Source organism: Gandjariella thermophila (genome assembly GCF_005405885.1).
GTDB lineage: Bacteria > Actinomycetota > Actinomycetes > Mycobacteriales > Pseudonocardiaceae > Gandjariella > Gandjariella thermophila.
This window is the reverse complement of sequence record NZ_BJFL01000014.1, coordinates 55,083-69,544: the sequence shown is the minus strand read 5'-3', so window position 1 is coordinate 69,544 and position 14,462 is coordinate 55,083. Positions and strand designations below refer to the sequence as shown.

14 protein-coding genes are annotated in these 14,462 nt (G+C 72.2%); 6 read left to right on the top strand and 8 right to left on the bottom strand.

Going from position 1 to position 14,462, the window contains the following annotated elements; genetic code table 11:
- Positions 1 to 62: 62 nt before the first annotated feature.
- The 3 genes from FFT21_RS15225 to FFT21_RS15215 all read right to left on the bottom strand — a co-directional run bounded on the left by FFT21_RS15225 (position 63) and on the right by FFT21_RS15215 (position 3,786).
- A complete protein-coding gene (locus FFT21_RS15225; protein WP_225978436.1) occupies positions 63 to 2,354 on the bottom strand; it encodes a glycoside hydrolase family 3 N-terminal domain-containing protein in 2,292 nt (763 codons plus the stop codon).
- A 263-nt stretch (positions 2,355 to 2,617) separates the two neighbouring features.
- Positions 2,618 to 2,830: a type II toxin-antitoxin system antitoxin gene (locus tag FFT21_RS15220; protein WP_137814525.1), complete on the bottom strand. Its 213-nt coding sequence runs from the start codon at positions 2,828 to 2,830 to the stop codon at positions 2,618 to 2,620.
- Between the two features lie 14 nt (positions 2,831 to 2,844).
- Positions 2,845 to 3,786: an SPFH domain-containing protein gene (locus tag FFT21_RS15215; protein ID WP_371856804.1), complete on the bottom strand. Its 942-nt coding sequence runs from the start codon at positions 3,784 to 3,786 to the stop codon at positions 2,845 to 2,847.
- 223 nt (positions 3,787 to 4,009) lie between these two features.
- Here FFT21_RS15215 and FFT21_RS15210 point away from each other — a divergent pair, with 223 nt between their 5' ends.
- From FFT21_RS15210 to FFT21_RS15200, 3 genes are all read left to right on the top strand, one after another.
- The gene (locus tag FFT21_RS15210) at positions 4,010 to 4,819 is read left to right on the top strand and encodes an ABC transporter ATP-binding protein (protein ID WP_371856803.1); all 810 of its coding nucleotides are present in this window, start codon (positions 4,010 to 4,012) and stop codon (positions 4,817 to 4,819) included.
- Entirely contained in the window at positions 4,804 to 6,396 is a 1,593-nt protein-coding gene (locus FFT21_RS15205; protein WP_137814524.1) for a hypothetical protein, read from the top strand. The genes FFT21_RS15210 and FFT21_RS15205 overlap by 16 nt, the downstream gene beginning before the upstream one ends.
- A 445-nt stretch (positions 6,397 to 6,841) precedes the next feature.
- Positions 6,842 to 7,741: a choice-of-anchor P family protein gene (locus FFT21_RS15200; protein WP_137814523.1), complete on the top strand. Its 900-nt coding sequence runs from the start codon at positions 6,842 to 6,844 to the stop codon at positions 7,739 to 7,741.
- A gap of 109 nt (positions 7,742 to 7,850) precedes the next feature.
- Here FFT21_RS15200 and FFT21_RS15195 read toward each other — a convergent pair whose 3' ends face one another.
- Together FFT21_RS15195 and FFT21_RS15190 are read right to left on the bottom strand one after the other, a co-directional pair.
- Positions 7,851 to 8,252 carry a type II toxin-antitoxin system VapC family toxin gene (locus FFT21_RS15195; protein ID WP_137814522.1) on the bottom strand — a complete coding sequence of 134 codons (402 nt, stop codon included), beginning with the start codon at positions 8,250 to 8,252 and terminating at the stop codon, positions 7,851 to 7,853.
- Positions 8,249 to 8,485: a FitA-like ribbon-helix-helix domain-containing protein gene (locus FFT21_RS15190; protein WP_137814521.1), complete on the bottom strand. Its 237-nt coding sequence runs from the start codon at positions 8,483 to 8,485 to the stop codon at positions 8,249 to 8,251. The genes FFT21_RS15195 and FFT21_RS15190 overlap by 4 nt, the downstream gene beginning before the upstream one ends.
- A 110-nt stretch (positions 8,486 to 8,595) precedes the next feature.
- Between FFT21_RS15190 and FFT21_RS15185 the strand changes: the two genes are divergently transcribed.
- Both FFT21_RS15185 and lepA read left to right on the top strand, forming a co-directional pair.
- A complete protein-coding gene (locus tag FFT21_RS15185) occupies positions 8,596 to 8,979 on the top strand; it encodes a VOC family protein (RefSeq protein WP_137814520.1) in 384 nt (127 codons plus the stop codon).
- A gap of 74 nt (positions 8,980 to 9,053) precedes the next feature.
- Positions 9,054 to 10,904: a translation elongation factor 4 gene (gene lepA / locus FFT21_RS15180; RefSeq protein ID WP_137814519.1), complete on the top strand. Its 1,851-nt coding sequence runs from the start codon at positions 9,054 to 9,056 to the stop codon at positions 10,902 to 10,904.
- 61 nt (positions 10,905 to 10,965) lie between these two features.
- Here the strand turns inward: lepA and FFT21_RS15175 are convergent, their stop codons facing one another.
- From FFT21_RS15175 to FFT21_RS15165, 3 genes are all read right to left on the bottom strand, one after another.
- Positions 10,966 to 11,214 (bottom strand): hypothetical protein, encoded by a 249-nt coding sequence (locus tag FFT21_RS15175; RefSeq protein WP_137814518.1) that lies wholly within the window; start codon positions 11,212 to 11,214, stop codon positions 10,966 to 10,968.
- Positions 11,215 to 11,298: 84 nt separating this feature from the next.
- Positions 11,299 to 12,054 (bottom strand): IclR family transcriptional regulator, encoded by a 756-nt coding sequence (locus FFT21_RS15170; protein WP_137814517.1) that lies wholly within the window; start codon positions 12,052 to 12,054, stop codon positions 11,299 to 11,301.
- 71 nt (positions 12,055 to 12,125) lie between these two features.
- A complete protein-coding gene (locus FFT21_RS15165; protein WP_137814516.1) occupies positions 12,126 to 13,238 on the bottom strand; it encodes a methyltransferase domain-containing protein in 1,113 nt (370 codons plus the stop codon).
- 170 nt (positions 13,239 to 13,408) lie between these two features.
- On the opposite strand from FFT21_RS15165, the gene FFT21_RS15160 reads away from it, so the two are divergent.
- The gene (locus FFT21_RS15160; protein WP_137814515.1) at positions 13,409 to 14,458 is read left to right on the top strand and encodes an NAD(P)H-dependent flavin oxidoreductase; all 1,050 of its coding nucleotides are present in this window, start codon (positions 13,409 to 13,411) and stop codon (positions 14,456 to 14,458) included.
- The last annotated feature ends 4 nt before the right edge of the window (positions 14,459 to 14,462 follow it).

Below are 14,462 nucleotides of genomic sequence, written 5' to 3'. Positions count from 1 at the left end.
TCCGCGGCAGGCGGCTCCGTCCCCGGCGCCCGCCGCGTCCCGGCCGCGGCGGGCGCCCCGTCTCAGCGCACCGTGAACGGCGCCCTGGCGTCGCCGACCACCACCTCGTAGCCGCCGCGCTCGACCTCGCGCCGGCCGGACGCGTCCACGTCGCCGGTGGTCACCGCGAGCTGGCTCACCGCGAACGTCAGGTCCACGGTTCGCTGCTCGCCGGGGGCGAGGTCCACCCGGGCGAAGCCGACCAGGCGCCGCTCCGGCACCAGTACCGGGCTCACCGGCTGGTGCACGTACACCGGCACCACGTCCGTCCCGGCCACCGACCCGGTGTTGCGCACCGTCACCCGAACAGTGACCCGGCCGCCCGCATCCACCTGGCTCGGCACGCTCGGCGCCGAGGTGGTGAAGCTGGTGTAGGACAGACCGTGGCCGAACGGGAACTGCGGGTCGTAGTTCGAGCTGGTGCCGCCGTTGGTGCCGGGTAGCTGGTCGTAGGACATCGGCTCGTCACCGACCGTCTTCGGCCAGGACACCGGCAGCCGCCCGCTCGGGTTGGCGGCGCCGAACAGCACGTCCGCGATGGCGTGGCCGCCCTCGCTGCCGGGCAGCCAGCCCTCCAGCAGCGCGTCGGCGTTCGCCGCGGCGCCGAGCACCAGCGGCCGCCCGGTCTCCAGCACCACGATCACCGGCTTGCCGGTCGCCTTCAGCGCGCTGACCAGGGCCTGCTGGTCGGCGGTGAGCGCGGGGCTCTCGCTGTCGTTCAACCCCTCGGCGCCCGGCTTCTCGCCGAGCACCACCAGCGCCGCGTCCGCGCTCTTCGTCGCGGCCACGGCGGACGCCTGGTCGGAAGCGGCGACCACGTGGTCCGCGCCCACCGCCTCGCGCACGCCCTGCAGCACGGTCACCACCGGCGGCGTCGGGCCGCTGTCCGAGGTGAGCCCCTGCCAGTTCACCGTCCAGCCGCCGAACTGCTCGGACGGCGAGTCGGCGGCATCCCCGGTGATCACGAGCCTGCCCACGCTCTTCGCCAGCGGCAGCACGTTGTGGTCGTTCTTCAGCAGCACCGCCGACTCGGTGGCCGCCCGCCGGGCCAGGTCACGGTCGGCGCCGTTGACGATCCCGTTCGCCGCCGAGGCGTCCACGTACGGCTTCTCGAACAGGCCGAGCCGGAACTTCAGGGTGAGAATCCGGCGCACCGCCTCGTCGATGCGCTGCTGGCTGACCAGGCCCTTGTGCACGTCCTGGATCAGGTCCTGGGTGAACTCGCTGGCCTCGGAGGGCTCCATGGCCATGTCCACGCCGGCGTTGACCGCCATCGCGATCGCCGTGGGGTAGTCCGCGGCGACGTGGTAGGAGTCGACCAGTGCCCGCACGTCCTGCCAGTCGCTGACCACCACGCCGGTGAAGCCCATCCGCTGCCGCAGTTCGGTGGTCAGCATGAACTTCGACGCGTGCACCGGGACACCGTTGACCGCGCCCGAGTCCGCCATCACCGTGCCGACGCCCGCGTCGAACTGGGCCTGGAACGAGGGCAGGAACTGATCCTGCAGGTAGCGCACCGGGAGCTGCGCCGGCACCCGGTCGTGCCCGTTCGCCGGCTGCGAGTAGCCGGCGAAGTGCTTGGCGGTCGCGGTCAGGTCGGCGGTCTTCTTGTCCCGGTTGGTCTGCAGGCCGCGCACGTCAGCGGCGGCCATCGTGCCGGCGAGCAACGGGTCCTCGCTGAAGGTCTCGTAGTAGCGGCCCCACCGGGTGTCCCTGGCCACGTCGGAGACCGGGGCGAAGTCCCAGAGCACCCCGGTGGCGCGCATCGCCTTCGAGGTGGACTCCCCGAGCTGGGTGGCCAGCGCCGGGTCCCAGGTCGCACCCACCCCGATCTGCTGGGGGAACAGCGTCGCGGTGATCAGGTTGTTGTGCCCGTGCACCCCGTCGGCCCCGTAGAGCACCGGGATCTTCAGCCGGCTGTGCTCCAGCGCGTACCGCTGGACCGCGTTGGTCATCTCGGCCCACGCCTGCGGGGTGTTGTCCGGCACCGGGAAGTCCCCGCCGCCGGAGAGGATCGAGCCGACCTTGTCGTCGGCGAGCACGGTCTTCATACAGTCCTCGCGGAGCGGGCCGGCGGTCCACTGGCAGTCGCCGCGCAGCTTGCCCACCCGGATCTGCACCATCTGCCCGACCTTCTCCTCGAGCGTCATCCGGTGCAGCAGGTCGTCCGCTCGCCGGTCCACCGGCGCGGCGGCGTCCTGGTAAAGCTGCCCGGTCGCGGGCTCGGCCTGCCCGCTGGACTGGGCGAGCGTGGTGGTGAGCGCGACGGCGGCCAGCGCGGCCAGCACCGTGCGCGCGGTGCGGATGCGTCTCATGGGACTCACAGGGCCTTCCTTTCCGCGAGTTCGCGTGCGGCCGTGATCGCGTCGCCGGGGCGGACCAGATGCGCCCGGGTCACTTCCTTCCGCGGTCGAGCGATCCCGGCGTTGGAACCCTCGTGCCGCCGAGCGCGCCGGCACAGGCCCGAACGGACGAATTTGAGAGCGCTCTCACGCCATGGCGGCAGCGGTCGGCGGGCCGCCATGTTCGCGCTCCCACGCCCGGATGTGCGCGCTCTCACAGCCAACGCCGGCTGCGGCTACTCGCCGTCCTCCTGCGGCCGCCGGCGGGGCCGGCCGCGGCGGGGCGGGCGGCCGGCGTCCGAAGGCAGCCGCCCCGCCTCGGCCAGCGCCCGCCGGAGCAGGAACTCGATCTGGGCGTTCGTGCTGCGCAACTCGTCGGCCGCCCACCGGGCCAGCGCGTCGTGCACCGCGGGGTCCAGCCGGAGCAGGAAACTCTTGCGCTCGGCCACGGGAGTCCCGGCGGCTACTGGTACAGCGACCCGGTGTTGACCACCGGCTGGGTGGACCGGTCCCCGCAGAGCACCACCAGCAGGTTGCTCACCATGGCCGCCTTGCGCTCCTCGTCAAGCTCGACGACCTCGTGCTCGGCGATCCGTTGCAGCGCCAACTGCACCATGCCGACCGCGCCCTCCACGATCCGCTGCCGTGCGGCCACCACCGCGCCGGCCTGCTGGCGCTGGAGCATCGCCTGAGCGATCTCCGGGGCGTAGGCGAGGTGTGTGATCCGCGATTCGACCACCCGGACGCCCGCCGCCTGCACCCGGGCCGCGATCTCCGCGGACAGCTTCTCGGTGATCTCCTCCGCGTTGTCCCGCAGCGACAGACCGTTCGCCTCGTGGCTGTCGTACGGGTAGCTGTTGGCGATGTGCCGGACCGCGGTCTCCGCCTGGATGCCGACGAACCGGACGAAGTCGTCCACCGCGAACACCGCCCGCGCGGTGTCCGCCACCTGCCACACCACCACGGTGGCGATCTCGATCGGGTTGCCGTCCGAGTCGTTGACCTTCAGCACCGCGGTCTCGTGGTTGCGGATCCGGGTGGAGACCGGGCGTCGGCCGCTGAACGGGTTGACCCAGCACCATCCGTCCCTGCGTACCGTGCCGGTGTAGCGGCCGAAGAGTTGCACCACCCGCGCCTCGCCCGGGTTGACCGTGATCAGCCCGCGGAAGGTCAGCAGGCCGAGTAGGGCCACCAGGATCCCGACGACCGTCATCCCGCCGCGCCCCAGGCCAGCGCCGGCGAGGGCAGCCAGCACACCGACCACCAGTAGCACCAGCCCGACCAGGAACATCAGCGCACCGGGGAACGCGATCGCCCGGCGCTCCCCGACCGGTGCCGCCGGCATCATCACCGGCGGTTCACCCGGCCCGGTCCCCCGCGCGGAGACCCCCGTTGGACTCGTCATCGTCACACCTCCCGACACAGAGGACCTTCCGCAGGTCCTAGCAAAGTGATATCACTTTTCTTGTGGAGCCGCACTACTGTGTGTGATTCGGAAGATTCGGCCGGCACCGCGGGCTCCGGGAGCCCTGTCGCCACACCGACCGCTCGCAGCGGCCCGTGGTCGCTGGGCGGTTCCGAATGACCCTCGCAGGGGTGCGCCACCACCGAACCAGGGGAGGAATCGGGTGGAATCCATCGAGGCGGCACTGCCGCAGTACCGGGCCGGGCGGGACGACGCGCACGGCCCGGCGTTACAGCTCTTCGGGCTGTGCAAGTCCTTCGGAGCCACGGTCGCCGTCGACCACGTCGACCTGACCGTGCCGCGCGGCTCGTTCTTCGGTCTGGTCGGTCCGAACGGCGCCGGCAAGACGACCTCGCTGTCCATGGCGGTCGGCCTGCTGCGCCCGGACGCCGGCACCGCGCGGATCTTCGGCGTGGACGTGTGGGAGGACCCGGTGCGCGCCAAGACGCTGGTCGGCGTGCTGCCCGACGGGCTGTCCCTGCCCGAGCGGCTGACCGGCCGGGAACTGCTCAACTACACCGGGCTGCTGCGCGGCCTGGACCGGGCCACCGTGGCGCAGCGCACCGAGGAACTGCTTCGCGTGCTCGAACTCGACGGCGCGGAGCGCACCCTGGTCGTCGACTACTCGGCCGGCATGCGGAAGAAGATCGGGCTGGCCACCGCGCTGCTGCACGCGCCGCGGCTGCTGGTGCTGGACGAGCCGTTCGAGGCGGTCGACCCGATCTCCGCCTCCACCATCCGCACCATCCTGCAGCGCTTCGTCGCCTCCGGCGGCGCCGTCGTGCTGTCCAGCCACGTGATGGCGCTGGTCGAGCAGCTCTGCGACCACGTCGGCGTGATCACCCGAGGCCGGGTGGTGGCCAGCGGGCCGCTGGACGAGGTCCGTGGCGGGCAGAGCCTGGAACAGGCCTTCGTCCACCTGGTCGGCGGCCGTACCGGCGGAGGAGAGGGGCTGTCGTGGTTGGCGTCCTGATCCGGATGAAGCTGCGCATGCTCGCCCACGGGCTGCGCGGCCGGCGCGCGGTCGCCATGGTCGTCGGCGCGCTGTTCGGTCTCGCCGGCGGCCTGGCCACCGCGCTGCTGATGGGCGCCGGCTTCGGCGACCCCGAGGCCAGCACGGACATCGCCGCGGCGCTGCTGGCCGCGTGGACGGCGGGCTGGCTGGTCGCGCCGGTGCTCACCGGCGGCAGCGACGAGACCCTGCAGCCCGAGCACTTCCGGCTGCTGCCCATCCCACCGCGCCGGCTGGCCTTCGGTTTCCTGGTCACCGCGCTGGTCGGGCCGGCGCCGCTGGCCACGCTGATCGCGGTGTGCGGGCTGGTCGGCTTCGGGCTGCGCGCCGGGCCCGCGGCCGGGGTGACCGCGCTGGTCGCGGTGCCGCTGCAGCTCGCGTTCGCGGTGGTGCTCTCCCGGGTGGTGCTCGCCGTGCTCGGCGCCGTGCTGCGCTCCCGGCGCGGCAAGGACCTCGGCGTGCTGCTCGCCGCCCTGGTCGGCCTGCTCTCCATCCCGGTACGCATCGCCGTGCAGACGATCGGTCCGATCCTGGTCAACCGGGAGTCGCCGACGTTCTCCGCCGTGCTCCGGGCGCTGCCGACCGGATGGGGCGCGGACGCCGTACGGGCCGCGGCGCGCGGCGAGTGGCCGATGGCACTCGGTGCGCTGGCCGGGCTGGCGGTGCTGGTCGCCGTCCTGGTGGTGGCCTGGTCGCGGCTGCTGGTGCGGCGGATGACCACGGTGCCGGCCGGCGCCTCCGGCGGTGAGCGGGCCCGGCGGCGGACCGAGCGGGACCCGCGGCGGGGCCTGCTCCCGGCCACCCCGGTGGGCGCGGTCGCCGGCAAGGAACTGCGGATGTGGTGGCGGGACGCGCGGCGCCGGGTGGTGCTGCTCTCGTCGATGCTGGTCGGGCTGCTGGTGCCGGTGTTCTCCACGGCGGGTGCGCGGCACAGCGGCGTGAACCTGGTGCCCTACGCCGCGCTGTGGCTGGTGCTGTTCGCCTGCCTACAGGCCGGCAACCTCTACGGGATGGACGGCACGGCGCTGTGGCGGACCCTGGTGACCCCGGGCGCCGAGCGGGCCGACGTGCGCGGCCGCCAGCTCGCCTGGCTGATCGTGGTGGGCCCGGTGGCCCTGGCCGCCGCGCTGGTCGCCCCCGGCGTGTCCGGCGCGGGAGACGCGTACCCGTGGGTGCTCGGCCTGGCTCCGGCGCTGCTCGGCGCCGGTGCCGGAATGGTGCTGCTGCTGTCCGTGTACGCCGGATACCCGCTGCCCCGGCAGGGGAATGGAAATCCGTTTTCCTCCGGTGGAAACCCCGGCTGCGCGCGGGTACTCCGCCAGCTCGCCATCATGCTGCTGCTGGCGTTCGCGGCGGTACCTCCCGGTCTCGCGATCGGTCTGGGCAATGCGCTGCACCTGGCAACGTTGACATGGCTCGGCATTCCGATCGGAATCGGTTCCGGTGCGCTGCTCGGCTGGTGGTGGGGGCGCCTCGCGTATCGCCGGCTGGCCGCGCGGGGACCGGAATTGCTGGACGCGGTGCGGCCCGGCGGGTGAACCCCGGCGGGCCGGGCGGGCGAGGGGCAGGCGGCCGGACAGCCTCACGAGCCCGCCGGGACGGCCCCACGGCGCTTCACCCGTTCGGGTGGTCTTGGGTGTGACGACGCCGATTGGTCCGCCGCCCGGCGCGCTCCCCTCGTTACCGCCCGCGAGCAGCGGAAATGGTTCAGGTTACGGCGAGTTTCATTACGCTGTTGTCACGTTTGTTTCTACGAGCGGTCAAGGATCCGCGAAGAAAAGGGGGGTGGGTGGACACGGGTTCTTCCGGAGGCTGTATGGTCCTGGCCTCATCTGGATCACCTGCGTTGACCCGGTCCGCCTGCGCACGGTGATTCAGAGGAAGGTCCCCACCCCGATATCCTGAATTGGGAGAACTCCCGTGCGTTGGACTCGTATTCTGCCCGTTATGGGCGGGGTCGCCGGAATCGCGACCCTGATGGCGGTGTCGGCCCTGCCGGCCGCCGCGACCGGCAACAACGACGGACCCACCGGCCACGCGTACGCGGTCCAGGCGGACGTCAACGTGGGCGGCGGCGCCGCCGAGGTGAACGTGCCCCCGGTGCCGATGGCGCACTACCCGAAGGGCGCGGACAGGTCGGTGGTGAAGCTGGACGTGCCGCCGCCCGCCGGTGATCTCGTCAAGGTCGGCGTGCTCAACGGCAAGTCCGACTTCGACGGCCGCAAGCTGGTCTCCGACGCGAGCATCGCGAAGGTCAGCCTGCTGAACGACCTGATCTACGTCGAGGTCCTTCGGGCGGTCTGCACCGGCGACTCGCACGGCCTGAGCGGCTACAGCGACATCGTCAAGGTGCGGATCAAGGACCAGGAGTACGTCGTCGACGCCCAGCACCCGCTCGACGTGAACGCCGCGGGCAAGCAGGTGGCGCAGGGGACGGCCGGCGCCATCCACCTCGTCGCCGGCGAGCAGAAGAAGGACGGCAACACCCTGAAGGTCAACGCGCTGCACGTGACGACCGGCGGCCCGCTGGCGCCCGTTCTCCGCGCGGACATCGTCCTCAGCCAGGCTGTGTGCACCCTGCCCGCGGGCGGCATCGTGACCCCGCCGTCCGGCGGCAACCCCGGCGGCTCCACCACGCCGAGCGCGCCCGGTAGCTCGTCCAGCACCAGCACCTCGAAGAGTGGCGGCGCCGGTGCCACCAGCACCAGCGGCGTCGGCCCGATCAACAACGCCTCCAACAACGGCAAGCTGGCCAACACCGGTGTGACCGGTGTGGTGCCGATGATCATCGGCGCGGTCGTGCTGCTCGGCGCCGGCACCGGCGCCCTGCTCTGGACGCGTCGCCGTCGCGGCGCGGCCAGCACCACCGGCAACGACAGCTGAGCACCCTCAGTCAGCCGGACGCGGCCCCACCTCCGGATCGGACCGGAGGTGGGGCCGCGTTGGTCTGTCAGGCGGCATTGGCGGTGCTGTGCCGACGCCGCCCTTCGCATCAGCCGACGAGTTCTACCTCGCAGGGCAGACTCGGCGCCTTGCTCAGCCGTGCGTCCGCGGTGACCAGTGGTACCCCGAGTGTGATGGCCAGCGCGACGTAGAGACCGTCGTAGAAGGTGACAGCCCCACGCAGCTTCCAGGCGGCTTCCGCCAGTGGCCCCGTATGTGCGTAACGTTGGTCCACCAGGTGCGGCAGCGCCCGCAAGGCGGTTGCCGCAACGGCCGGCGTGATCTCCTTGGCCAACTCCTGGCGCCGCAACACGTTGCCGACCTCCGCGTCGATGAGGTGCGGCGCATGGCATGTCACGGCGCTGATTCGGGTACGCAGGCTGCTCGCTTCCGGCATCATCCCGGTCAACGCGAACACCAGTGCCGACGAGTCCAGGACGAGTTCGCTCACCGGCGGTCCGCCGAGACGTGAGTCGCGACGCTCTCCGCGGTCACTCCGGAGGTCGGCTCCTCGGCAAGCGTGGCTTCGAGGACGGCCAGCACCTCCGCCTTGGTCCGCCTGGCCGCCATGTCGATCACCTGGTCACGCATGTAGGCCTGCAACGACTTTCCCTCGGCCCGTGCGCGCCGCCGCAGAACCTCGTACGCATCTTCCGGAATGTCCCGGACCTGAATGGTAGCCACAGCGCTAGTGTAGCGCGTCGGCGCTGAAATAGCGCTCCTGTGGGCGGTGACCGTCGGGTCGGTGGGCCACCGGACTGCGCGGGAACGGCCGACGCGGTACCGAGGAGGGCATGGAGGTACTGAACAGCCGGCTCATCGTGCGCGCCGGCGACCCAGAACGGTCCACCGCGTTCTACCGGGACATCCTCGGCCTGGCGGTGGCCAGGCAGTTCCCCGGCGGCACGGTGTTCTTCCTCGGCCAGGGCCATCTGGAGGTGTCCGGGCAGGGCGGCGGCCCGGCGCCGAGCGAGGCCACCGTGCTGTGGTTGCAGGTCCGCGACCTCGCCGCCACCGCGGTCGAACTCCGTGGCCGCGGGGTGACTGTGCTGCGCGAGCCGAAGCAGGAGCCGTGGGGCCTGCACGAGATGTGGATCGCCGATCCCGACGGGCTGCGCATCGTCATCGTCGAGGTGCCGGAGGGGCATCCGCTCCGGACCGACGTCCGGTCGACGTAGCCTGGCCGCGCGCGGTACCACCCCGTGCCACATGGGACCATGAGGTGTCCCTGTCCGTTCGCGCGAGGAACCCAGTGAGCAGTTTCGCCGACACCACCTTCACGTCGCCGGAGCGAATCCGGAACTTCTGCATCATCGCCCACATCGACCACGGCAAGTCGACGCTGGCCGACCGGATGCTCCAGCTCACCGGTGTGCTGGACGAGCGCTCCTACCGGGACCAGTACCTGGACCGGATGGACATCGAGCGGGAGCGGGGCATCACCATCAAGGCGCAGAACGTCCGGCTGCCCTGGCAGGTGGGCGGCACCGACCACGTGCTGCACCTCATCGACACGCCGGGCCACGTCGACTTCACCTACGAGGTCTCCCGCTCCCTGGCCGCCTGCGAGGGCGCGATCCTGCTGGTCGACGCCGCGCAGGGGATCGAGGCGCAGACCCTGGCCAACCTGTACCTGGCCATGGAGCACGACCTGCACATCATCCCGGTGCTCAACAAGATCGACCTGCCGGCGGCCGAGCCGGACAGGTACGCCGCGGAGTTGGCGCACATCATCGGCTGCGACCCGGGCGACGTGCTCCGGGTGTCCGCGAAGACCGGGATGGGCGTGCGCGAACTGCTGGACGAGGTGGTGCGCCAGGTACCGCCGCCGCAGGGCGACGCGGACGCCCCGGCCCGCGCGCTGATCTTCGACTCGGTGTACGACACCTACCGCGGCGTGGTCACCTACATCCGGGTGTTCGACGGCAAGATCACGCCCCGGCAGAAGATCCGGATGATGTCCACCGGCGCCACCCACGAGCTGCTGGAGGTCGGCATCATCTCGCCTGATCCCAAGCCCTGCTCCGGGTTGGGCGTCGGCGAGGTCGGTTACCTGATCACCGGGGTGAAGGACGTCCGCCAGTCCAAGGTCGGCGACACGATCACCCTGGAGAAGGGCGGCGCCACCGAGCCGCTGGGCGGTTACCGCGACCCGCGGCCCATGGTGTACGCCGGGCTCTACCCGGTCGACGGGTCCGACTACCCGGTGCTCCGCGAGGCGCTGGACAAGCTGCGGCTCAACGACGCCGCGCTGAACTACGAGCCGGAGACCTCGGCGGCACTGGGCTTCGGGTTCCGCTGCGGGTTCCTCGGCCTGCTGCACCTGGAGATCACCCGGGACCGGCTGGAGCGGGAATACGGCCTCGACCTCATCTCCACCGCGCCGAACGTGGTGTACCGGGTGGTGATGGAGGACGGCACCGAGCAGGTGGTGACCAACCCGTCGGACTGGCCGACCGGGAAGATCGCCGAGGTGCACGAGCCGGTGGTGCGGACCACGATCATCGCGCCGTCCGAGTTCGTGGGCGCGATCATGGAGCTGTGCCAGAGCCGCCGCGGCCAACTCGGCGGCATGGACTACCTGTCGGAGAGCCGCGTCGAGCTGCGCTACACGCTGCCCCTCGCAGAGATCATCTTCGACTTCTTCGACGCGCTGAAGTCCCGCACCCGCGGCTACGCCTCGCTGGACTACGAGGAGGCGGGCAGCCAGACCGCGAACCTGGTCAAGGTGGACATCCTGCTGCAGGGCGAGCCGGTGGACGCGTTCAGCGCGATCGTGCACCGCGACCAGGCCTACGCCTACGGCACGAAGATGGCGACCAAGCTGCGCGAGCTGATCCCCCGGCAGCAGTTCGAGGTGCCCATCCAGGCCGCGATCGGTTCCCGGGTCATCGCCAGGGAAACCATCCGCGCCATGCGCAAGGACGTCCTCGCCAAGTGCTACGGCGGTGACATCACCCGGAAGCGCAAGCTGCTGGAGAAGCAGAAGGAAGGCAAGAAGCGGATGAAGATGGTCGGCCGGGTGGAGGTCCCGCAGGAGGCGTTCGTCGCCGCCCTGTCCACCGACGAGACCGGCGACAAGGGCAAGTCCGCCAAGAAGTAGCCAGTTTCGTTCGCGCCGGACCGCCCCGGACCCGTGCCGGGTCCGGGGCGGTCGGGATCGCTCAGTTCGCGCTGGGGCCCGCGTACGCCCGGAGCAGGCGGTCCACCAGCGGGTCCTCACCGGGCCGGGTGTGCCGGGCGAGCAGTTCCATCAGGTGCTTCACCAGCCAGTCCATCGCCTCGTACTCGTCGAGTACCCGATCGAGCAGCGAGCGCAGCTCGTCGCGGTTGGCCGCGCGGTGGCAGTTCAGCAGGCACCACCGCGTCTCGTGGAGCCCGTGGTTCTGTTGGGGTATGTCTTCTGGTCGCATCTCCGTCCCGGTGTGCTCGGTACCTGGGGATCCCTGCACTACCCAGGAGACCTGAATCCGCCGCTCGTGCCAATGGCGGAGATTTCAAATAGTGAGCGTGAGGCCGCGCGCGACCCGCTCGGCCGTGTCGCACAGGTGCCGCTGGATGGCCGGATCCCAGCGCAGCAGCCGGCGGGAGGGCATCGAGATGCCGACCGAACCGATCCGGTCGCCGTCCGTGAACGGTATCGCCACGCACGCGTTACCGAGCAGGTACTCCTCCCGGTCCAGCACGATCGGCCCGTGCGCGTCGAGGTTGCGCATCAGGTCGGCGGGCCGGGTGATGGTGCGCGGGGTGAGGTCGTGCAGCGGGTGCCGGGACAGGAACTCGCGGACGCCCTCCTCTCCCAGGGCGCGGAGCACCGCCTTCCCCGACGCCGTGGCGTGCGCGGCGTCCTCGAAGCCGACCCATATGTCCACCCGGGGCGTGCGCGGCCCGTCGGCGATCTCTACCACGCGCACCTCGCCGTCGGAGTACAGCGCCAGGTAGGCGGCCGCGCCCACCTGGTCGCGCAGCGCGGCGAGCGCCGGCCGGACGCGGCTCAGCTCAAGTTGCCCGTGGCCGCGCTCGTGCAGCATCTCGACGGCGCCGCCGAGCATGAACGCACCACCCTCCACCCGTTGCACGTATCCCTCCTCCACGAGGGTGCGCAACAGGTGGTAGGTGGTGGCCAGCGGAAATCCCGTCTCCCGCGCCAACTGCTTGGCCTGGGCGCCACGCTCGTACCGGCTCACCGCCTCCAGCAGGCGGAGCGCCCGCTGCACCGACGCGATAAGTGTCGGCCGCCGACCAGCCGTCACGCCCCCAGGATCGACTGCCGCACTGGGCCGTGCAAGGCCGTTCGACCCCCGTCATGCCAGCGACGTCCGAATCAGATGTGGCGCACCGGCTGGCTGGGCGAGTCCAGCCACAGCATGTGCTCCCCGGAGGCGGTGACACACAGCCCGTAGCGGTGTACCCGCGGCCGGCCGGTGCGCTCGTAACCGTCGGCGAGCGCGGTGACCTCCGACCACAGCGGCCGCGGCCCGCGCTCGGCCACCCATACCGTGCGGCCGGACCGGCGGCCGACCCGGCACCACGAGCCGGACGCCAGGTCGGCGAACAGGTACGCCGGCCCGTCCGGCTCGGTCAGCACCACCCGGTGCACCTCGGGCAGCGTGACCCGCTGCAGGAACGCGACGGTCGGCTCGTCCAGCGCGGCCGGCCATGCCGTGGTCCGGCAGGCGGCCGGTTCCCCCGCGCAGAGCGCGATCACCCGGCGGGCCACGGCCCCTTCGGCGTCCGGCACGGCCGCCTGGCCGGGCAGTCCGTCGCGGAACCGGCCGATCGCGGAGTGGTCGGCGGCCACCCGCAGCAGGAGCAGCCGGCCGGCCAGGCCGGCGAGGATCGCGCCGCCGGCCCGCACCTGGCCCAGCCACGCGGCGGGTACCCGGTCCACCGGGCGGCCGGCGATGATCCGGTCGTACGGCGCGCGGGCCGGGTGCCCGGCCGCCTCGGCGGCGCACACCACGGTCGGCCGGTAACCAGCGAGGCACAGGGCGGCGCGCACCCGGTCGACGCGCTCCCCGTCCGGGTCGACCGTGGTCACCGCCTCCTCACCGAGCGCATGACTGAGCAGCGCGGTGCGGTACCCGGTGCCGGCGCCGACCTCCAGCACGGCGTGGCCGGGGCGCGCGTCCAGCGCCTCCAGCATCACGGCGGTCGCCGAGGGCGCCGGGCTTACCTCCGTGTCGAACGCGGTGACCAGGGCGGTGTCCGCGTAGGCGTGCCGCAGTGCCGAGCTCTGCGCCGCGAGGTCCGGGCCGGCGATGTCGTAACGGACCGGGCCGTTCGGGCCGGGAACGGCGAACCGGGGGACGAAGTGGTGCCGGGGCACCGCACGGAACGCCCGCTGCCAGGCGGGCGACGCGAGGACACCCCGGTCGACCAGCGCGGCGGTCAACTCGTCACGCAGCGCGGGCGTCGGGTCTGCGGTGGTGGTCATGGACGTTCTCTCCTCGGTGCGGGGGCCGCCGTCTCCCCGCGGTCGAACAACGCGATGGGGCCATCACGGAGTGTTCCGAACTCTTACCCTCTGTATTTACACCGGTGGCACGCCCGCGGCCGCGCAGCACGCCCGAACGGTGGTATGCCGGGGCCGGTAGGGTCGGTGAGGTGATCGCCGAGCTGCGGGTTCCCGTGATCGTCGCGCCGATGGCCGGCGGGGTGTCCACCCCCGAACTGGTCGCCGAGGTGGTGCGAGCCGGTGGGTTCGGCTTCCTCGCCGCCGGCTATCTCGGTGCGGAGGCGCTGGCCGAGCAGATCGACCGTGCCGAGGAGCTCACCGGCGGAGCCTACGGGGTCAACCTGTTCGTGCCGGGCACCCGCTCGGACGCCGACCTCACCGCGTACCGGCGGCGGATCGGCGCCGAGGCCAGCCGGTATGGGGTGGAGCCGGGCGCGCCGAGTTGGGACGACGACGCCTACCCGGCCAAGCTGGAGTTGGTGCTCGCCCGGCGGGTACCGGTGGTGTCGTTCACCTTCGGCTGCCCGGACGGCAGCACCGTGGAGCGGCTGCACGCCGCCGGCGCCGAGGTGGTGGTCACGGTCACCACGCCCGCCGAGGCGCGGCAGGCGGCCAGGGTGGGCGCCGACGCGCTGTGCGTGCAGGGCGCTGACGCGGGCGCGCACCGCGGCGTGTTCGTGGACGACGGCTCACCCGGCGGCGGTGAGCTGTACGGGGTGCTGGCACTGCTGCGGCTGGCCGCGGCCGACACCAACCTGCCGCTGATCGCCGCCGGTGGCCTGGTGCACGGCGCGGACGTGGCCGCGGTGCTGGTCGCCGGCGCGGTCGCCGCGCAGCTCGGCACCGCGTTCCTGGGCTGCCCGGAGGCCGGCACCCAGGCCGCGCACCGCGAGGCGCTCCGCGACGGCACCAGGACCACCGCGCTGACCAGGGCGTTCACCGGCCGGCCCGCGCGGGGCCTGGCCAACCGGTTCATGACCGAGCACGGCCCGCACGCGCCGGCCGCCTACCCGAACCTGCACCATCTCACCCGGCCGGTGCGTGGCGCCGCCGGCAGGCTGGGTGACCCGGAGGCCATGTCGCTGTGGGCCGGCACCACCTACCGGCTGGCCGAGCCGGCGCCGGCCGCCGAGGTGGTGCGCCGCCTCCACGAGCAGGCCCGGGACGCGCTGTCCCGGGCCAACACGCGACTGGGCTGAGCCG

Bases quoted from the DNA above. Each gene is read 5' to 3' on its own strand.
- FFT21_RS15165 (WP_137814516.1), bottom strand. From the start codon at position 13,238: ATGACCACCACCGCAGACCCGACGCCCGCGCTGCGTGACGAGTTGACC.
- FFT21_RS15225 (WP_225978436.1), bottom strand. From the start codon at position 2,354: ATGAGACGCATCCGCACCGCGCGCACGGTGCTGGCCGCGCTGGCCGCC.
- FFT21_RS15215 (WP_371856804.1), bottom strand. From the start codon at position 3,786: ATGACGAGTCCAACGGGGGTCTCCGCGCGGGGGACCGGGCCGGGTGAA.
- FFT21_RS15175 (WP_137814518.1), bottom strand. From the start codon at position 11,214: ATGCGACCAGAAGACATACCCCAACAGAACCACGGGCTCCACGAGACG.
- FFT21_RS15185 (WP_137814520.1), top strand. From the start codon at position 8,596: ATGGAGGTACTGAACAGCCGGCTCATCGTGCGCGCCGGCGACCCAGAA.